Below are 19,428 nucleotides of genomic sequence, written 5' to 3'. Positions count from 1 at the left end.
CGATCATGTCCCAGAAATCTCTTCTGCCATTCGATCTTGGCATCGCGCCGGAACTGCCTGCCCGCAAGGATTTCCGTATCGGCTGCATCGGCGCGGGCTTCATCATGCGCGACTGCCATCTCGTCGCCTATGCTGAGGCCGGTTTTTCGCCCTACACGATCACATCGCTGGAACGCAAGAACAGCGAGGAGGTGGCGAAGCTGCGCGGCATTCCGAATGTCCATGACAGCTGGCAGGACGTCGTGCGCGATCCGGCCGTCGAAATTCTCGACATCGCCGTGCCGCCGGACCAGCAGCTTGCGATCATCCGCGAGGCGGTGAAGGAGAAGAGCCATATCAAGGGCATCCTCTGCCAGAAGCCGATTGCGATGAACCTTGTGGAAGCGCGCGAGATCGTCAGGCTTTGCGAGGATGCGGGCATACCGCTCGGGGTCAATTCCAACATGCGCTACGACCCTTCGATCCGGGCGCTGAAAACGCTGCTTGATCGCGGTCTCCTCGGCGAGCGGGTGCTGGCGACGATCGAGATGCGGGCGATCCCGGACTGGCAGGGATTTCTGCGGAAATATGATCGTATCGAGATCCTCAACATGGGGATCCATCACATCGACAGTTTCCGCTATCTGTTCGGCGATCCGGAAAAAATCACCACGGTTGTCCGTCAGGATCCGCGCACGACCTTCCCGCACCGGGACGGCATCTCGCAATACACCTTCAAGTATGATGACGACTTCATGGCGACCAGCCTCGACGATGTCTGGGTTGGCCCCGGCGGCGACTGCGAGGACGATCCCTATATCAAGTGGCGCGTCGTCGGCACGGAAGGGCTCGCCGAGGGTACGATCAGCTGGTTCCAGTATCCGGTTCTGGTGCCCTCCACGCTGCGGTTCACGACGGCGCATATGCCGAAGGGCTGGATCGCCCCGACGCTTGGTCGCGTCTGGTTTCCCGATGCCTTCGCCGGAACCATGGCCCAGCTTCTGCGCGCCGTCGAGACTGGCCGCGAGCCGGAGATTTCGGGCCGCGACAATCTCAAGACACTGGCCTGTGTTGAAGCCTGCTACCGCTCCATCGAGGAGGAGCGGACGGTTCCGCTTGCCGAAATCGAGGCGGAGTTTCTGGCCTGAGGGCCAGTGAAGAGAACAATGATGAAAGGGAGTGAAACATCATGATTCCTGTCGGTATTTTCACCGGATATTTCCCCTATGATCTCAACACCGTGATCGACAAGCTGAAGGGGCACGGCTTCTCGACGGCGCAGCTCGACCTGTCGTTCAAGGACATGGACTTTTCCGCCGGCAACATCACCAGGGAAAAGTGCCACACGGTGCGCAACGCTTTCCGCGATGCCAACCTGCCGATCTGCGCGATCTCGGGCTATACCAACATCATCCACCCGGACAAGCAGGAGCGTGCCCGCCGCGTCGGCTATCTGAAGGAGATCATCCGCCACGCCCGCGATTGCGGCACGCCTTACGTGATTTCCGAAACCGGCACCTACAACGTCGAAAGCGACTGGGTGCATGACCCGCGCAACAAGACCGAGGAAGGTTACGAGGAAGCGCTGAAGGTCATCGCCGAGCTGGCGCAGGAAGCCTATGACCATGGCGCGGTGTTCCTGGTCGAGAACTACGTCAACAACGTCATCGGTTCGGTGGATGAAGTGCTGCGGCTCTTTGCCGACCTGCGCCATCCCGGCCTCGGCATGCTGATGGACCCGACGAATTATTTCGACGAGACCACCATCAACGATGTCGACGGCACCATCAACAGGATGTTCAACGCGCTGGGTGACAGGATCAAGATCGCCCATGCGAAGGACTGCAAGGTGGCTGAGGACCAGAGCGAAAAGCACGTCGCCATCGACGGACCGGAAGCCAACACCTTCCGTGGCGCCGGCGCCGTGGAGCTGCCGGCCGCCGGGCTCGGCATTCTCAACTACCCGCTCTACATCGAGCGCCTGCACGAGCTGAACCCGAACATCCCGCTGATCATCGAGCACCTCGATGAGGAAGACGTGCCGCGTGCCAAGCGGTATGTCGATGACACGCTGCGTGCGGTCGGCGCATGAAGTAACGGTACGAGAGAGTTCGGTCGGCTGATGGCCGGCCGGCTCCGATAGCCCTTTTGACGCCTCGGCGCCCGATATCTGCGCCGGGGCGCACGTTTGCCCGGCGCTTCGCGAGAAACGCCGGGAAGCGCGGGATCGCGAGCTCGATCAGGCGACGAGCGTTTGCTGCAGCCGGGTACCGTCTTCACCGAAGAAGTGAAGGTTCTCGGCCTTGAAACCGAGATGGACGGCATCGCCGCGCCGGGCGTCATGGTGGCCCGGAACCTTGGCGATCAGCGCATGCTCCATGGAGGGATCGACCTCCATGTGCAGCACGGTCAGTTCGCCGAGCTTTTCGGCAAAGAGCGTCTTGCCGGTGAGGTTTGACGTCGATGCATCCGCCTGGAACAGATGCTCCGGCCGGATGCCGACCTGAACGGTGCGACCATTGTCGCTTGCCGAAAACGGCGTGTTTTCCCCGAGCTGGACGCTGGTTTCGGCAAGTTTCAGCCCTGCCGAGGCGCCTGAAATTTCGAGCGTGCCCTTGAGAATGTTCATCTCCGGTGAACCGATGAAGCGGGCGACAAACAGGTTCTGCGGTGTGTCGTAGAGTTCGAGCGGCGTGCCGATCTGCTCGATACGACCATCGCGAAACACCACGATCCGGTCGGCGAGCGTCATCGCCTCGACCTGATCATGCGTCACGTAGATCATCGTCGAATCGGGCATCTTGTCCTTCAGGTCGGCGATCTCGATGCGGGTTGCCACGCGCAGGGCCGCATCGAGGTTGGAAAGCGGCTCGTCGAACAGAAACACCTTCGGATCGCGCGTCACCGCACGACCGATGGCAACGCGCTGGCGCTGGCCGCCGGAGAGGTTGCGCGGGTGCCGGTCGAGATAGGCCGTCAGCTGCAGCATTTCTGCGGCACGGCGGACGCGCTTGTCGATCTCCGCCTTGGCCATGCCGGAAACCTTCAGCCCGAAGGCCATGTTTTCATAGACGGTCATATGCGGATAGAGCGCATAGGACTGGAAGACCATGGCGATGCCGCGTTCACCGGGCGGAATGCCGTTTGAAACGGCGTCGTCGATTTTCAGCGTCCCGCTGGTGATCTCCTCGAGCCCGGCGATGATGCGCAGCATCGTCGACTTGCCGCAGCCCGACGGCCCGACAAACACGATGAACTCGCCCTTTTCGATCTCGAGGTCGATGCCGTGAAGCACCTCGACGGAGCCAAAAGACTTGGTGATTTTCGAAAGCGAAACACTCGCCATGGATCATTCCTCCTGATGGTCGTTACGACCCGTACGCGTCAGCGATGCTTGGGCGCTTGGGACGCGCGCCAGGCCTCGTATTCGGTGCGAGCCGATGCGTGCAGCGGATAGTATTTCCTGAGGTCGCCTCCTTCGGAGAGGCGCAGCCGCGAGAAATCTTCCCATTCGGCGTGTTCGCTCGCCACCGCCAGGACCTTTTCCGCCAGCACGACGGGCACGGTCACCGCGCCGTCTGCATCGGCGACGATGATGTCGCCGGGCATGACAAGCACGCCGCCACAGGCGATCGGCACGTTGACGGCATGCGGAAACAGGCTCGTCTGCGTGTGGTAGTTCGGCGTGGTGCCGCGCACCCACATCGGCAGTCCGGTGGCCAGCGCCTTGCGGCTGTCGCGGATGCAGCCGTCCACGACGATGCCGGCGCCACCGCGGCCGGCCATGTAGGTCACCATCATCTCGCCGAAGATACCGCTGCGCATGTCGCCGCGGGCGTCGACGACGACGACGTCGCCCTCTTCGACCTGGTAGAGCACCTGGCGGTGCATCTGGGCTTCCGGGTTTTCATATTCGTCGATGTCGTAGACGTCTTCCCGCTTGGGCAGAAACTGCAGCGTCAGGGCCGGGCCGGCGACCGTCGGGATCTCGCGGTTACCGCAGAAGGGCACCGGGCCGCAGATATGCGGATCCCGGATGCCGAGCTTGTGCATCTCACCGCTGATGGTCGCGGTGCCGATATCCGCGAGAGCCTTCACGAGTTCCTTCGGGGGGCGTTCGATGGTTGGAATTTGCATAGGGTATTCCTGTCTGGAAATCGCGGGCCGCGCTTCTCACGCGCTCGGATATGTCGTGGTTTTCTGCTGCCGGGGCCGGATTGCTCCGCCCCCGGCGTTGTCGTGATGGGAGAGGTTGTTACTTGGCAGCCAGCGCCTCGATCTGGTCGGTTGCCCACTGCACGGCTTCTTCCGGGCTCTGACCGTCGACCAGCATGCGCTGGACCGAGTTCGAGATGATCTTCGAGGTATAGACTTCAGAGGCCAGCGGCGTCGGCGCGCCCTCGTAACCGATGGTCAGACCGTTGCGGGCGAGGTCGTCGAAGTCCGCAAAGGCCGGGTTGTCGGTGAACAGCGGCATCGACTTCGCCATGCCCGGGAAGATCGGGAACCAGCGCCCGCCGGTAACCTCGATCAGTTCCTGATAGTGTTCCGGCTCAAAGAAGAACTCGATCCATTCCTTGGCGAGATCGGCCTGTTCGCTCTGGCTGGAGATCATCCAGGAGAACGAGCCGAGCATGGTCGAGCCGCTTTCCTGGCCTTCGACACCGGCCGGAATGCTGATGATCGCCGTGTCTTCCAGAAGTTCGGGATCGTTTTCAACCATCCAGGAATAGACGCTTGGCGGGTTCATGATGAAGGCGGCGCGGCCGGTCTGGTAGGCCGTGTTGTTGCCGCCGTCGTCCCAGGTCAGCACCGACCGCGGGATCGTGCCTTCGTCGAACATGTCCTTGATGTACTGGTAGGCGGCGATCGTCTCTGGGGAGTTCCAGGTCACCGTGGTGTTGTCGTCGGCAAACATCGCGCCACCGAACGACCAGATCAGGATGCGCAGGTCGGATTCGGCATCATTGGCGTTTGAGAGCGGCAGGCCGAGGCCGGTATATTGCGGGTTCTTCTCGACGATGGCCTTGGAGACCTCGCGCAGTTCCTGCCAGGTCGTCGGCATTTCCATGCCGGCTTCCTCGATCAGGTCCTTGCGCGCGAACATCGGCACGAGGTCGATCTCGATCGGCACGGAGTGGGCTTCGCCGTCATAGATCGCCTGCGGCACCATGCTCTCGTAGATGCCGCCTTCGTGGGCGCGCATCGATTCCAGCACGTCATCCATCGGCTGCGTCATGCCGGCAGCGGCATAATACTGGGTGTTCTGGCCGAGCTGCATGAAGGCGTCCGGGGAGGACTGGCCCTCGAAGGCGGAGGCGAGGCGCTGGGTCAGCACATTGGCCGGCACGATGACGTAGTTGACGTCAATGCCCTTTTCCTCGCCGAACTCCTCGGCCATCTGGCCGATCAGGGCATCGGCCTGCTGATTGAAGGCCTGAAGGCCCCAGATGTTGAGTTCCTGCGCCTGAGCGCCGGCGGCGGTCAGCACCACCGCCGAAGCCAGAAGCGTTTGTTTCAGGATAGTCATGTCATTCCTCCACTTGGTTGAGAAGTCAGCTCCATCATCCCTTTACGCTGCCGGCGGCGAGGCCTTCGACAATGTAGCGCTGGGCGACGATGTAGATGATCAGGATCGGGACGATGGCGATGACGGAACTTGCCATCAGCTGGCCCCAGATGAATGTGTCCCCCATGACCAGGCCGGCGAGGCCCGCGGTGAACGTCTTGGCGTCGTCGGAGTAGGCGTAGACGAGCGCATAGAGAAACTCGTTCCAGGCATGGGTGAAGGCGAACAGCGCGACCACCGCAATGCCAGGCCGGGCGATCGGCAGGACCACGCGTCTCAGGATCTGGGCGCGGCTTGCGCCATCCATCAGCGCAGCCTCGTCGAGCTCCTTCGGGATCGTCGCGAAGTAGCTGATCATCATCCAGGTGCAGAACGGCACGGTGAAGGTGAGATAAGCGACGATCAGGCCGGTCTTGGTATCGATCAGGCCGAGATGCTGAAGCACGAGAAACAGCGGGATGAACAACAGCGACGGCGGCAGCAGATAGGCCGTCACGATCAGGCGCGCGGTGACCGTACGTCCCTTGAAGCGCATGCGGGCGATCGGATAGGCGGTCATGGCGCCGACCACGGCAGAGACGATGGTCACCCCGACCGCGACCAGGAACGAGTTGATCACGTAGTGCAGGAAGGGCGATTCAAACAGCGCCGCACGATAATTGTCGAGCGTGAACTGCTCCGGCCAGAGTGTCGGTGGGATCGCATAGATCTCGCGCGACCGCTTGAACGAAGTGACGGCGACCCAATAGACCGGTGCCATCGACCAGAACAGCGCGATGATGACGCCGATGGTGGTGACGATGTTGCGGATGAGCTTGGTGCTTTGACGTTCGACCATGATTTCCTCCCCTCACGCCTCGTCCTGCTTCAGCATGCGCTGGGTCAGCAGGAAGATGAGAATGACAAAGACCGGGATGACCGAAACGATAACTGCCGAACCGAGGCCGAGCTGGCTCTGGGTGATGGCATATTCGTAAGCGAGCGTCGGCAGGATGTGGGTTCTGCCGGCGGGCCCGCCGCCGGTCAGCACATAGACCATCTCGAAGGAGTTGAAGGTCCAGATCGTCGACAGCATGACGGTGACGGCGATGACGCCACGCAGCTGCGGCAGTGTCACCGAGAAGAACCGGCGGATGATGCCGGCGCCGTCGATCGCGGCCGCCTCGTTCAGATCCGACGGCACGGAGGCGAGCGCTGCGACAAACATCATGGTGAAGAAGGGAAGCCCCTGCCAGACCATGGCGATCGCGACGGAAAAAAGCGCGACCGACGGGTCGGAAAGCCAGTAGATCGGCCGATCCGACAGGCCGAGCTGCAGCACCAGATACTGAAGCACGCCGCTCTGCTCGTCGAAGATCCACTTCCATGAGAGGCTGGCGATCATGCCGGGCACGGCCCAGGGCAGAAAGGCAAGCGCCCGGATCAGGCCGCGCGCCGGCATCTTCTGCGACAGCAGCACGGCAAAGGTCAGCCCGAGCACGAGCTTCACGGCGACCGTTCCGAGCGTCAGCATCAGCGAGTTCAGCGAGGCGCGGCCGAAGCCCGGGTCGGAAAACAGCGTCACGAAGTTCGAGACGCCGTTGAATTCGCCACCCTGGGCGATCATCCGGTCGGTGAAGGCGGTGGAAACGCCATCGACCAGCGGATAGGCGATGAAGGCGGCGAAGATCGCGGCGGCGGGCGCCAGAAAGATATAGGCCATCAGCCAGTCCGGGCGGTGACGGCGTGGCCGCACCGGCACCGGAGGCGTCGAGAAGCCTTCGGGGAGCGTTTTCGATGCCATTTTGCTCACCGTGCCCGTTCTTTGGCCGCCGCCTCGATGAGCCCGCGCATGTAGCCGATGGCATAGATGCGGCCGAGGCCTTCATAGCCCGGGTTCGCATTCGTCTCGCCATACATGACCGGCGCATGGTCCGGCCGCATGACGCCCTCAAAGCCGATATCCATGTAGGCCTTGATGGTCTCGTACATGTCGGTCTTGCCCATGCCGTGGAAGGTTTCCCGCAAGTTTCGGGCATCGCCCTCGACATCGCGGAAATGGACAAAGTGAATGCGGCCATCCTTGCCGAGGTTGCGGATCGCGGCAGGCACGTCGGCATCCATGGCGGCGAAATTGGCTTGGCAGAAGGTAATGCCGTTCGCCGGGCTGTCGTTGAGCTTCAGAAGCCGTTCGAAGGAGGAGACGCTGCTCATGATCCGGCTGACGCCGAGGATCGGCGAAAGCGGCGGGTCATCGGGATGCATGGCAAGCTTGACGCCCGCCTTTTCGGCCACCGGTACGGCGCGCTTCAGAAAGGCTTCGAGCGTTGTCCAGAGCTGGTCCTCGCTGACGATGATGCCCTGGTGCGAGCGCGGGTCCTTTTCGATGATCGAGTGATCGTAGCTGGTGGTGAGCGCGCCGCCAGGAAGGCGTTCGGTGACCGAGGTGCGCATCCAGCCATGGACCGCCATCCAGCTGTAGCAGAGCGTTTCGATGCCAAGCGCGCCCATGTTCTCGATGGTCGCGAGCATCTGGCTCATTTCCTGCTCGCCTTCCGGCTTGCCGAGCTTGAAGTTCTCCATCGGCACCCAGCCTTCGAGAACGCGCACCTTGTAGCCGAAGTCCTCGAAATTCTTCATTGCGCGGGCAAGGGTCGGCAGGTCCCAAATCGGTACTTCAGGCGTCTGGTCGCGGAGCGCCACGGCGTCTTCAACGCACATTTCCCTGCCATAATGCCACTTCGGCGAGATGGCGGGCTCGAGACACATTGCAATTTTCACTTTTGTTTCCTCCCGGCGCGAACGACCTATGGACAAGTCCTAAAGGTTCATATATGAACTTCATAAGTTCTTATTAGAAATCCTATGCTTGAACAGGGAGGTAGTCAAGCCATGAGCGATTCAAACGCCAACGGGAATCCGACCATCGAGCGGATGGTGATCATCCTCAATGCGCTGGAGCGCGTGCCCTCCGGCCTCAGCCAGGCCGCGCTTGTCGAGGAGACAGGCCTTGCCCGGTCGACGGTCTATCGGATCCTCAATTCGCTGCTGGACGCGCGGCTGCTGCGCGAAACCTCGCCGGGAACCTATGTTTTCGGAAATCGCTTCCTTGAGCTTGCCGCACGCGTCACGCCGACCTCGCGTTTCTTCTCGCTGGCGCGCTATCTTCAGGCCGATCTCGATGCGCTGGCGGCGAATATCGGCCAGTCCTGCAAGATCTCGGTCTATGAGAATGGGGCGATCATGGTGGTGGCCGGGGCGACGGCAAAACGCCCGCATGCGCTCAGCTACGAGATCGGCGAATATCTGCCGGTGCATGCCGGCGGCACCAGCAAGGTGCTGATGGCCTACCTGCCGGAGGACGAGCGCGAGCGGCTGCTGCGCAAGAACCCGGTGGCGCTGACCGAGCGCACGATCACCGACCGGGACCGGCTCAGGCAGGAGCTTGCCGCGGTGCGCGCCCAGGGCTGGGCTGAGGACCGGGGCGAGTACAGCCTCAGCGTCAGTGCCTTCGCCGCACCGATCCGCGACAACACCGGCGTCGTCATCGCCGCCCTTTCCGTGCCCTTCCTCACCACCACTGACGAGGAACTGCGCGACCGTCTGCGCCGGGAAACCCTCGACGGTGCAGAGCGGCTGTCCCGGCTGCTGGAGCATTACGCAGGCTGACCGCAAGGGCCGTCCGACGCGTCATCGGCAGACGATCGCCCGTGGCGGGCGGTCACCGGAAGATGCGCGCGAGAGCGCCACTCATGAATGAAGCCGATAGGCCTATTGCGGCGAAAAGCGATTGTCTGCGGAACGATCGACCCCTGTCAGCGATTTACCCTTGATCAAGGGATCGGCCGCGTTGAACGCGTGGCGCACGCGACAGGAGAGATCATGACCCTGCCTTTAGACTTCGAACCGCGTAGGCGCTCGTTGCTGCCCGGAACCGCGGCTGCAGCAAACGGCTCCAAGCTTGACCAACGGGAAGCGGTGCTGGAGGCGGCGGGTGCTGCTTCAGCTCTCGGTTCCGATGTGTCCGACGTAACGATGACGATCAACGGTACGCAGCAGACCCTCAGCGTCGACAATCGCGTGACACTTCTCGATGCACTCCGTGAACATCTGCGCCTGACAGGCACCAAGAAGGGCTGCGACCACGGCCAGTGTGGCGCCTGCACCGTTTCGGTGAACGGTCGACGGATCAATTCCTGTCTGTCGCTGGCGGTCATGCACGAGGGCGACGAGGTCACCACGATCGAGGGGATCGGCACGCCCGATAACCTCGACCCGATGCAGGCCGCCTTCATCGAGCATGACGGTTTCCAGTGCGGTTACTGCACGCCGGGACAGATCTGTTCCGCCAGGGCCGTGCTCGAGGAGATCAAGGCCGGCATTCCCTCTCATGTCACCGGCGATGTGACGGCGCCGATCGCACTTTCCGACGCTGAGATCCGCGAGCGCATGAGCGGCAATATCTGTCGCTGCGGCGCCTATTCCAACATTCTTGCGGCCATCAACCAGGTCGCGGAGGAGCAGGCATGAGACCGTTTTCCTACGAACGCGCGGCAGACCCCGCCGCAGCCGCTGCCCGCGCCGGCCAGATCGAAGGCGCCAGGTTCATCGCCGGCGGCACCAACCTTCTGGACCTGATGAAGATCGAGGTCGAGACGCCAGCCCACCTCATCGACGTCAACGGTCTCGGGCTTGATGAGATCACCGAGACCGGCGATGGCGGCCTCAGGATCGGGGCGCTTGTGCGCAACACCGATCTTGCCGCCGATGACCGCATTCGCCGCGACTACGGTGTTTTGACACGTGCGCTTGTCGCCGGTGCTTCAGGCCAGCTCCGCAACAAGGCGACGACCGGCGGCAATCTTCTGCAGCGCACTCGCTGTCCCTACTTTTACGATACGGCGCAGGTCTGCAACAAACGGGTTCCCGGTTCTGGCTGTGGCGCTCTGGCCGTGGGCGCGTCCTCGCGCCAACTCGGTATCATCGGCACGTCGGACGCCTGCATCGCCACGCATCCGTCCGATATGGCGGTGGCGATGCGGGCGCTCGATGTGGTCGTCGAGACGGTGAACCCGACAGGCGAGACACGCACCATACCGCTTGCCGACTTCCATCTTCTGCCGGGCGATACCCCCGACAAGGAAACCGTGCTCGCGCCGGGCGAGATGATCACGGCTGTGACCCTGCCGGCGCCGGTCGGCGGCCGCCACGCCTATCACAAGACGCGCGACCGCGCCTCTTATGCCTTTGCGCTGGTCTCGGTCGCGCTCATCCGCCAGCCGGATGGTTCGGGCCGGGTCGCGCTTGGCGGCGTGGCACCGAAGCCGTGGCGCTCGGATGCCGCGGATGCCGAGCTGCCGAACGGCGCAACCGCCGTGATCGCGGAGCTCTTGAAGGGCGCCAGGCCAACCGAAGAGAACGTGTTCAAGATCGCGCTTGCCGAACGCACGCTCGCAGCCATGCTGACGGAGGACTGACCGATGGATTTCAATCAACCTGCAGGACAGAACCTGTTCGACAACGCGAAGGTCGTCGGCAAGCCGACAACCCGCGTCGACGGTCCGCTCAAGGTCACCGGCACGGCGCCATACGCCTATGAGCGGCACGATGTCGTCGATGATCAACTGGTCGGCTATCCGCTTGGCGCCGGAATTGCAAAGGGGCGCATCCTGTCGATGGACACTGCGCATGCCGAGCAGGCGCCGGGTGTCGTTGCCGTCGTCACCACGCTCGACATGGATGCGCTGCCCAAGGATGATACGAATATCGCCAATCTCTTCGGAGGGGACCAGGTCGAGCATTATCATCAGGCGATCGCGGTTGTCGTCGCCCGGACTTTCGAACAGGCCCGCGCCGCCGCGGCCATGATCAGGGTCGAGTATGACGCTGCCGAAGGCGATTACGATCTCGAGGCGGCCTGGGAGAAGGTCCGCGAGGACCGCTCCGATCCGTCGAGCAGCATCGGCGATTTCGATGCCGCCTTTTCCGCAGCCGAGGTCAGGCTTGACGCGACCTACCGCACACCCGGCCAGTCGCACACGATGATGGAGCCGCATGCGACGATTGCGGCGTGGCAGGAAGGCCGGCTGACGGTGTGGACGTCGAACCAGATGATCAACTGGAACCGTCAGGCGCTGGCCACCACCTTCGACCTCGATCCGGAGGATGTGCGGGTGGACAGCCCCTATATCGGCGGCGGCTTCGGGGTGAAGCTGTTTCTGCGCGCCGATGCGGTGCTGGCAGCGCTCGGCGCCCGCAAGGCCGGCCGACCGGTCAAACTGACGCTGCCGCGCGAAATGATCATGAACAACACCACCCACCGCGCCGCAACGATCCAGCGCATCCGCATCGGCGCTGCTCGAGACGGCAGGATCACCGCGATTGCCCATGAGGCGATTTCGAACACGCTTCCCGGCGGAAGCGGCGAGAATGCCACCGACCAGACGCGACACTTCTATGCCGGCGACAATCGACTGATCGTGAGCCATCTGGCCGAAATGCATCTTCCGGAATCGAACGCCATGCGGGCACCGGGCGAGGCCGCTGGCCTGATGGCGCTGGAGATCGCCATGGATGAAATGGCCGAAAAGCTAGCCATGGACCCGGTGGAATTCCGTGCGGTGAACGATACGCAAACCGATCCCGAAGATCCGGATCGCCCGTTCTCCGAACGGCATTTCGTCGAATGCCTGCGCCAGGGCGCCGATGCCTTCGGCTGGGCCGATCGGAACACGATGCCGGGCGGCCGGCGCGAAGGCTTCTGGCTGATCGGCCACGGCATGGCCGGCGCCTACCGGGGCGGGCCGGCGACCACATCGGGCGCACGTGTCAGGCTGCAGCCGGACGGCAGGCTGATTGTCGAAACCGACATGACCGATATCGGCACAGGCTCCTACACGATCATTGCCCAGACGGCGGCCGAGACCATGGGGTTGCCGATCGATGCCATCGAAGTCCGCCTTGGCGACAGCGACTTTCCGGTCTCCTCCGGCTCCGGCGGCCAGTGGGGAGCGGCAAGTTCGACCGGCGGCACCTACGCCGCCTGCATTGCCCTGCGCGCGAAGATCGCCGAACGGCTGCAGGCCGGCGCCGAAGATCTGACATTTGCCGACGGCATGGTTGCGGGTAACGGCGAGACGCGGCCGCTTGCCGAGATCGCCGGCGAGGGCGAGATCGTGGCGGAAGACAGTATCGCGTTCGGCGATTTCCGCAGCGAAAACGTGGTCTCGACCTTTGCCGCGCATTTCGTCGAGGTCGCCGTGCACGCAGGAACGGGCGAGACCCGCATCCGCCGCATGCTGGCGGCCTGCGATGCGGGGCGAATCCTGAACCCAATCAGTGCCCGCAGCCAGGTGATTGGCGGCATGGTGATGGGTGCCGGCGCGGCGCTGTCGGAAGCGATTGCCGTTGACAGGGCCAGGGGTTACTTCGCCAACCATGACATGGCGGGATACGAGGTTCCCGTTCACGCCGACATACCGCATCAGGACGTGATCTTCCTCGATACCGTCGACGCGGTATCATCGCCGCTGAAGGCGAAGGGCGTCGGTGAACTCGGGCTTTGCGGCGTGGCCGCCGCGATCGCCAACGCGGTCTATAATGCGACGGGTGTGCGGGTGCGCGACTATCCGGTCACGCTCGACAAGATCATCGGTGGCCTTCCGGCGATCTGACCCTGGAGAAAGGAAAGTTCGATGAACGAGATGCCCTTCAGGCAGACATGGGAACGGGCGGCGGCTGGTGCCTCGGTTCAGGTTTGCGAGGCCGACTTCCCGCTGCGGGCAGCGCTTGCCGCAGACAGAGCCTGCTTGGCGGTGATCACCCGCGTCGAGGGTGCGTCCTACCGTCCCGCGGGCGCGGCGATGGTGATCACGGCGGACGGTACGACGACAGGAAGCCTGTCATCCGGCTGCATCGAGCGCGATGTCGTACTGCATGCTCTTGCGGCCATCGAAACGAACACGCCGAAGCGGCTTATTTATGGCCGCGGGTCGTCGTTCATCGACCTGCAATTGCCATGCGGCGGCGGACTTGAGATCACGCTCATCCCGCATCCGTCGCGTCCCGTCCTCGAACGTGCGGCAACGCGCCTCGCCGGTCGCCGGATTGCCGCCGTCGCGATCGGCGAGGATGGCCGTCTGGGCGAGATGCCGACAGGTGGTGATCTGATTGTCCGGCTGGTTCCGGGCTTGCGGTTGCTCGTTTTCGGTAAAGGTCCGGAGCCGAGGACCTTCGCCGCGCTGGCAAAGGCCGCGGGTCAGGATGTCACGCTCTATTCTCCCGATGCCGAAACGCGCGCGGGTATCGACCACGCCTTTCCGCTCAATCAGGGCCAATGGCCGGTAGGTGTGGAGATCGACGACCGGACTGCAGTGGCGCTGTTCTTCCACGACCATGACTGGGAGCCGCCGCTTCTGAAACACGCCCTGAAGAGCCCGGCCCTTTTCGTCGGCGCCCAGGGCAGCGCGCGGGCGCGGCAGAAGCGGGCGGATGCGCTGGCCGCGGAAGGTGTTTGCGCCGCAGCGCTTGCCCGGCTGGCAAGACCGTTCGGCCTTGTTGCAAGCGCGCGCGATCCGCATTCGCTCGCCGCCGGTGTTCTGGCGCAGGTGATGGACCATGCCCGCATTGCTTGAGGAACGCGCCGTCATCGTTCTGGCGGCGGGTGCGTCCCGCCGCTTTACCGGCGGGGACAAGTTGCTTGCGGACTTTCGCGGCAAGCCGCTGGTCGATGCGCCCCTTGCGCGGGCTGCCGAATTGCCCTTTGCGACGCGACTTGCCGTCGTTTCAAGCGAGGCGGTGGCGGAACGCGCCCGTGGGGCGGGGCTGACCCCGGTCATGATCGGCCCCGGGCTTGCGCAGTCGGACAGTCTCAAGGCCGGGGTCGCGGCCTTGTCTCCAACGTGCCGCTTCGCGCTGATCCTGCTCGGCGACATGCCGTTTGTCGATCCGTTCCGGCTTGTCGAGATCGCGATGCGGGAGCGGCCGACCTGCGCCGGGCTTCAAGGCCGCCCCATGCCGCCGGCGCTGCTGCCGCGCGACTGGTTCGAAGACATCTTCAGGCTTTCGGGAGATCGCGGGGCAGGTGCGCTGCTGGCCCGCATTCCCGAGCAGGCTCGCGTCGAATGGTCCAGGCAGGAGCTCAACGATATCGACCACCGCGATCAGCTGCGCTCGGCGCCTTTTCCTCAAACGCGGCGTCATCCTCGTGGTTGACACGAGGATCCAGGCAACGCGACACGGGCTCGCAATAAGTCTTCGGCAATGCAATGCGGTAATCCGCCTGGATGCTCGGACCAAGTCCAGCATGACCCCTGTGTGGAGGCCTGCGGCGGGATCAGAATGCGTCTCCAAGGGTTTGTCAGCGTTCTGACGGCTCCGCATGCGGTGATGCAGAGCCGTGGCTAAACTTCGCCCCATGGCAGAGGGCTATGCGTCTCAGGCCTTCTGAGTTGCCGATTTTTCCTTCCGGCCAAACACGTCGTCGGGTGCAATGGCCGTTCCGGCTCAGAACGGGGCGGTTTTTACATCTTGCCGCCGTAGACCGGGAACATGCTCGCATCGCCGTAATCCTTGATGCGCTCGATGTTCTTCAGCGTCTCCATGTCCGCTTCGGAGATCGAGAAGTCGACGGCGGCATTGGTGCGCATGTGGTCCGGGTTGGCGGTCTTTGGCAGCGGCAGCAGCCCGAGCTCCAGGCAGTAGCGGATCGACAGCTGCGGAACGCTGACGCCGTATTTGTCCGCCATCGCGGCAATCTCGGCATTGTCGAGGATTTTGCCGTGGGCGACCGGCGAATAGGCTTCGACCAGCAGGCCCTTGCTCTTCGCGTAGTCGATCAGATCGAACGGCGTGTTGCTGATATGGGCGAGGACCTGGTCGATCATCGGCTTGACGGAGGCGTTGTCGATGAGATTGTCGAGGTCGGCCTTCTCGAAGTTCGATACGCCGATGGCGCGGAGCTTGCCGTCGTTATAGGCCTCTTCCAGCGCCTTCCAGGCTTCGCGGTTGCCCTCGAAGTAGCGGTCCTCGCCGCCAAAGTCGCCCCAGGGCTGCGGGCTGTGAATGAGCATCAGATCGATATGGTCGAGGCCGAGAGTCTTCAGCGAGCCGTCGATGGCCGCCTTCGCGTCCTCATAGTTCTTGTGCGATGCATCGAGCTTGGTGGTCACGAACAGCTCTTCGCGGGCAATGCCGGCATTGCGGACGGCTTCGCCGACGCCGCGTTCGTTGCCATAGGCCTGCGCGGTGTCGATGTGGCGATAGCCCATGTCGATCGCGGCCTTGACCGCCTTGCCGACATCCTTGTCGTCGATCATCCAGGTGCCGAGCGCCAGCTTCGGGATCTGCAGGCCATTGGAAAGCTTGTAAGTTTCTTCGAGGACCATTGTGATTGCCTCCATTTTGGGTTTTCGTTGGTTTCCGGCCGGTGCTCAAGATCAACGCGTGTTCGGGCGCAGTTCTCGTGGGAAGGGTTCATTGCTTCCCCTGCCTTTCCGGTCTGATTGACTGTTACATAGGGCAGGGCCTGGCGGGCGATAACCGCGGGTAAACTCATCTGACTGATGAATCCATTTCATGAAACGGCCTTTTGGGGCCGGAGCGGCGTCGCCGAGCACCTCCAGACAGCGCGTGGCGTGTCAGCCGAAAGGCCGTGTTTTCAGCCAGTCGAGCGTCTGCCCAAGCGTGGTCGGAATATCCCGCATGGCGACGCCGAGGCTGTCGCGGCGGGTGAAATCGAAGCCGGTCGGCGTTTCCGGTTCGCCGTCCAGGGGCGCCGGCAGGCCGTCGGCGGGCACGTGTCTGGCGATTTCTGCATAGATGTCGCGCCAGGGCCAGCTGTCGTAGACGGCGAAGTAACGCCCGGAGGCCTCGGGGTTTTCGTAGCCGGCGAGGAACAGGGCGGCGACGTCATCGAGATGCGAAACCGACATCGAGCCGGCGGGCACGACATCGTGTTGCCCTTTCCTGCCGTCGAGCATGTCTGCAAGCGCCTTGTGAAATGCGCGCTCGGCATGTTCCGGCAGGATCGTCGGCCCGAGCATCAGCGTCGGCAGGAGGATAACCAGTCGCTGGCCGTGCGCCTCGGCAAAGCTGCGGGCCGCGGCTTCCATCACGGTTTTCTCGGCAGCGGTGTATTTCTTCGCGGCGATCTGCTGGTCGAGGTCGGAAACGTGATCGATCTCGTTCTTGATTGCGACCGGTTCCGGCGGATTGGTGCTGCTCGTCGAGGAGCAGATGATGACGTTACGGACACTCTGCCGGTCGGCGGCGCGCATAATGTTGAGAGCGCCATCCTCGATCGGCTTGATGATCTCGGCCCAGCCCTGGGTGTCGTCCATCTCCCGCGCCGGTGTACCGTCGCGGCCCTTGTAGAGCGGCGTCAGGCAGGCGATGAACACGGCATCGCAGCCCGCCAGGGCGGCATCGAAGTGGTCGCTTTCGGCCATGTCGGCCGAAAACAGCGTCAGGCGGTGCTTGGCGCCCGGCAGCGCCATCAGATGCGGTACCTTGGCGACATCGCGCGCATTGCGCAACGTACCGTTGACCTGATAACCGGCGGCAAGGGCTGCCTTGACGATATGCGACCCGACAAGACCGCTTGCGCCGGCGACGCAGAGTTTCTTTTCGCCGTTCTCCATAGTTCGTCTCCCGTCATTGGTTGATCGTCAGCCATGGGCCCATGCCCTTCACGGTCTGCCTGAAGCGACGTTTCAGGCCCGGGGATTGGATGCGTTCAGAGCGTCTGGACGGCGGCTGATACTTGGGGAACGTCACAGGGGGTGTTTCGATCCCCGGGCAGCGGAATGAGGTCGTAAAGCACGCGGTGTCAATCGGCCCGCTCAATGCGGACTTCGACATTGTCGCTGCCGTTCAGCGCATCGATCGGCCCGTCAAATGCGCCGAGCCGGATCAGGCCGCGTGAGTCCGCAAAGGGCTTGGTGAAGATGGCAAGGTTGGACCAGGGCGAATACTGGGTGATGTCGCCGGTCTTCGGCTTGTAACTCGCCGGAGCGCCGGTGGTGTCGAGCTTCCGTCCGAGATCGGCGACCATTTCGGTGCCGTGATAGTCCGAAAGGGTCAGGTCCAGCGGCAGAAGCCGGGCGAAATCGCGGGCCGCGGGGGTGTCGTCCAGCATTGCGGGCAATACCGTGTCGCCAATGATGAATTCGATCCTGATCATCTGACTTCCTCCGTCAGTCTCGCGCATGTTGTTGTTTTCGGCGGATGCGAACGTCGGAATCATAAGCGCGATGCAGATGGAAGCGATTGCCTTCGCTGGCGCAAATCCGTTCATTCGTTCCGGGCTCCTGCTGCTTCAGCTCCGAAAACTACAACTGCGTCCTGCCGCAGACAATGCGCGCGCGTCACTATCGATCATGAACAAACATCATCAATGACCCCTAAATTGTTACGCCATCGTGATCGCAGTCCAAGGTTTCACAGCAATGAAGGCGTTGGTCCGTTCGGCCTGCAATATCAGGGGCTTCCCATTCATGAGCCTTGCTCATCAGTGCATTGCGCCTGGTGGGCATTAACCTCGGCAGAACCAGGCCCAATTTCCTGTCTGGCGAACGAAAACGCCAGGTTGTGCCATCAGGCCGCCTCATCACAAACAGGAGACGACCCGACATGAAACGGACGCTTGTTACGCTTGCACTTGTTCTTGCCGCACCCGCTGCCTTTGCGCAGTCGATGGAGATTACCCGTCATGGCGATCGTGGCGGTGACCTCGGCAGCCCGGATTTCTTCACCGGCACGGCCTTCGTTGCCCCCGTTTTCTCGCCGGAAATGGGCGATGTCAGCGCCGGCGAAGTGACCTTCCTGCCCGGCGCCCGCTCGGCCTGGCACACGCATCCGGCGGGGCAGATGCTCATCGTCACTTCCGGCACTGGCTGGGTTCAGGAGCGCGGCCAGGAGAAGCAGGTGATGCAGGCTGGCGATGTCGTATGGTGCCCACCGGATGTCGAACACTGGCACGGTGCCACCGACACGACATCCGTGACCCACTATGCCGTCCAGCAGGCCGTCGATGGCTCCGCCGTCAACTGGGGCACCAAGGTGACTGATGAGGAATTCGGCGGCTGAGCCTCGTTCCGATCGGCGCGGGCCTTTACTGGCTGCGCCGTTTGCATCGACCCAGCTGGAGGGCGGTCCCACTGATGGATCTGCCGCATCCCCAGTCACCAAATCGGTTACGCAATCGGCATTCTGCTTCTTGTCCCGCTGGGTGATGTTCTCGATCGCCACCGCCTGATCCCGGCAGCAATGGAGCTTTCGGCCGTGGCACTCGCGGCGGCAGCGCTTTCGCCGGGCTTTGCGCCGCTTGCAGTCTCGCTCGCTGCCGTCAGGCTTTTGACCGGCAGCCTCGTTTTGCGGGCGATTGCGGGCTTCCTTGCCGATGCCTTCGGCTGGGGCGCCGTGTTTGCGATCGCGGCCGTTGCCAACCTGCTGCTGGAACTCGACGCCACCCACACCATCGATCCGTCCGAGGATGGCGCTGCGGCAAAGGTCAGGGAATGGACCGGCGGTGGCGTCGACCTTGCCGTCGAACTGGCCGGTGCCGTGCCGGCGCTGCAGTTTGCACTCGACATCACCCGCCGCGGCGGCACCACCGTGACGGCGGGCCTGCCCAATCCGGCGGCGCGTCTGTCGCTTTCGCCGGTGCTGCTGACCGCCGAGGAGCGCACGCTCAAGGGCTCCTATGTCGGCTCCTGCGTGCCCGTGCGCGACATTCCCCGCTTTGCCGACATGATGATGCAGGGCAGGCTGCCGATCGAGAAGCTGATGACCCACCGAATCGGTCTTGACGACATCAATGAAGGCTTCGAGCGGCTCGCCGCCGGTGAGGCGATCCGACAGGTCATCGTCTTCGATTGATCGCTGTCGCCCGACAATCGCCG

At 63.0% G+C, this 19,428-nt stretch carries 19 protein-coding genes; 10 read left to right on the top strand and 9 right to left on the bottom strand.

Translation table 11 applies throughout. The annotated features are described in order from the left end of the window. Positions 1 to 5: 5 nt before the first annotated feature. Together TM49_RS03290 and TM49_RS03285 are read left to right on the top strand one after the other, a co-directional pair. Complete coding sequence (locus TM49_RS03290; protein ID WP_045679523.1) at positions 6 to 1,127, top strand: Gfo/Idh/MocA family protein; 1,122 nt, start codon at positions 6 to 8, stop codon at positions 1,125 to 1,127. A 41-nt stretch (positions 1,128 to 1,168) separates the two neighbouring features. Beyond that, the gene (locus TM49_RS03285) at positions 1,169 to 2,071 is read left to right on the top strand and encodes a sugar phosphate isomerase/epimerase family protein (protein WP_045679522.1); all 903 of its coding nucleotides are present in this window, start codon (positions 1,169 to 1,171) and stop codon (positions 2,069 to 2,071) included. A 147-nt stretch (positions 2,072 to 2,218) separates the two neighbouring features. On the opposite strand, the gene TM49_RS03280 is transcribed toward TM49_RS03285, so the two are convergent. The 6 genes from TM49_RS03280 to TM49_RS03255 form a co-directional block, all read right to left on the bottom strand. Further along, positions 2,219 to 3,325: an ABC transporter ATP-binding protein gene (locus TM49_RS03280; RefSeq protein WP_045679521.1), complete on the bottom strand. Its 1,107-nt coding sequence runs from the start codon at positions 3,323 to 3,325 to the stop codon at positions 2,219 to 2,221. Positions 3,326 to 3,363: 38 nt separating this feature from the next. Beyond that, positions 3,364 to 4,116, bottom strand: a complete 753-nt coding sequence (locus tag TM49_RS03275) for a ribonuclease activity regulator RraA (protein ID WP_045679520.1) — start codon at positions 4,114 to 4,116, stop codon at positions 3,364 to 3,366. A 118-nt stretch (positions 4,117 to 4,234) separates the two neighbouring features. Further along, positions 4,235 to 5,509: an ABC transporter substrate-binding protein gene (locus TM49_RS03270; protein WP_045679519.1), complete on the bottom strand. Its 1,275-nt coding sequence runs from the start codon at positions 5,507 to 5,509 to the stop codon at positions 4,235 to 4,237. A 34-nt stretch (positions 5,510 to 5,543) separates the two neighbouring features. Continuing rightward, positions 5,544 to 6,386, bottom strand: coding sequence for a carbohydrate ABC transporter permease (locus TM49_RS03265; RefSeq protein WP_045679518.1), 843 nt, complete (start codon positions 6,384 to 6,386; stop codon positions 5,544 to 5,546). Between the two features lie 12 nt (positions 6,387 to 6,398). Beyond that, on the bottom strand, positions 6,399 to 7,331 hold the full coding sequence (locus tag TM49_RS03260) for a carbohydrate ABC transporter permease (protein WP_144409460.1): 933 nt from the start codon (positions 7,329 to 7,331) through the stop codon (positions 6,399 to 6,401). A 5-nt stretch (positions 7,332 to 7,336) separates the two neighbouring features. Next, entirely contained in the window at positions 7,337 to 8,308 is a 972-nt protein-coding gene (locus TM49_RS03255) for a mannonate dehydratase (RefSeq protein ID WP_082074602.1), read from the bottom strand. A 111-nt stretch (positions 8,309 to 8,419) separates the two neighbouring features. On the opposite strand from TM49_RS03255, the gene TM49_RS03250 reads away from it, so the two are divergent. The 6 genes from TM49_RS03250 (at position 8,420) to TM49_RS03225 (ending at position 14,740) form a co-directional block, all read left to right on the top strand. Continuing rightward, entirely contained in the window at positions 8,420 to 9,196 is a 777-nt protein-coding gene (locus tag TM49_RS03250; protein ID WP_045679516.1) for an IclR family transcriptional regulator, read from the top strand. Between the two features lie 213 nt (positions 9,197 to 9,409). Continuing rightward, positions 9,410 to 10,057, top strand: a complete 648-nt coding sequence (gene paoA, locus TM49_RS03245; RefSeq protein WP_045679515.1) for an aldehyde dehydrogenase iron-sulfur subunit PaoA — start codon at positions 9,410 to 9,412, stop codon at positions 10,055 to 10,057. Continuing rightward, on the top strand, positions 10,054 to 11,004 hold the full coding sequence (locus TM49_RS03240) for an FAD binding domain-containing protein (protein WP_045679514.1): 951 nt from the start codon (positions 10,054 to 10,056) through the stop codon (positions 11,002 to 11,004). The genes paoA and TM49_RS03240 overlap by 4 nt, the downstream gene beginning before the upstream one ends. A 3-nt stretch (positions 11,005 to 11,007) precedes the next feature. Next, on the top strand, positions 11,008 to 13,200 hold the full coding sequence (paoC, locus tag TM49_RS03235) for an aldehyde oxidoreductase molybdenum-binding subunit PaoC (protein WP_045679513.1): 2,193 nt from the start codon (positions 11,008 to 11,010) through the stop codon (positions 13,198 to 13,200). Between the two features lie 21 nt (positions 13,201 to 13,221). Then, entirely contained in the window at positions 13,222 to 14,160 is a 939-nt protein-coding gene (locus TM49_RS03230; protein ID WP_052699693.1) for an XdhC family protein, read from the top strand. Further along, entirely contained in the window at positions 14,144 to 14,740 is a 597-nt protein-coding gene (locus tag TM49_RS03225; protein ID WP_052699692.1) for a nucleotidyltransferase family protein, read from the top strand. Before TM49_RS03230 ends, TM49_RS03225 begins: the two co-directional genes overlap by 17 nt. 308 nt (positions 14,741 to 15,048) lie before the next feature. Here the strand turns inward: TM49_RS03225 and TM49_RS03220 are convergent, their stop codons facing one another. From TM49_RS03220 to TM49_RS03210, 3 genes are all read right to left on the bottom strand, one after another. Continuing rightward, positions 15,049 to 15,912 carry an aldo/keto reductase gene (locus TM49_RS03220; protein ID WP_045684679.1) on the bottom strand — a complete coding sequence of 288 codons (864 nt, stop codon included), beginning with the start codon at positions 15,910 to 15,912 and terminating at the stop codon, positions 15,049 to 15,051. Between the two features lie 252 nt (positions 15,913 to 16,164). Beyond that, on the bottom strand, positions 16,165 to 17,166 hold the full coding sequence (locus TM49_RS03215; RefSeq protein ID WP_045679512.1) for an NAD-dependent epimerase/dehydratase family protein: 1,002 nt from the start codon (positions 17,164 to 17,166) through the stop codon (positions 16,165 to 16,167). A 188-nt stretch (positions 17,167 to 17,354) separates the two neighbouring features. Further along, positions 17,355 to 17,708 (bottom strand): cyclophilin-like fold protein, encoded by a 354-nt coding sequence (locus TM49_RS03210; protein WP_045684677.1) that lies wholly within the window; start codon positions 17,706 to 17,708, stop codon positions 17,355 to 17,357. A gap of 449 nt (positions 17,709 to 18,157) precedes the next feature. On the opposite strand from TM49_RS03210, the gene TM49_RS03205 reads away from it, so the two are divergent. After that, entirely contained in the window at positions 18,158 to 18,613 is a 456-nt protein-coding gene (locus tag TM49_RS03205; RefSeq protein ID WP_045679511.1) for a (R)-mandelonitrile lyase, read from the top strand. Positions 18,614 to 18,808: 195 nt separating this feature from the next. Continuing rightward, entirely contained in the window at positions 18,809 to 19,405 is a 597-nt protein-coding gene (locus tag TM49_RS03200; protein ID WP_244464786.1) for a zinc-binding dehydrogenase, read from the top strand. Positions 19,406 to 19,428: the final 23 nt, after the last annotated feature.

This window comes from Martelella endophytica (assembly GCF_000960975.1).
Lineage (GTDB): Bacteria > Pseudomonadota > Alphaproteobacteria > Rhizobiales > Rhizobiaceae > Martelella > Martelella endophytica.
This window is presented reverse-complemented; position numbering and strand designations above follow the sequence as displayed.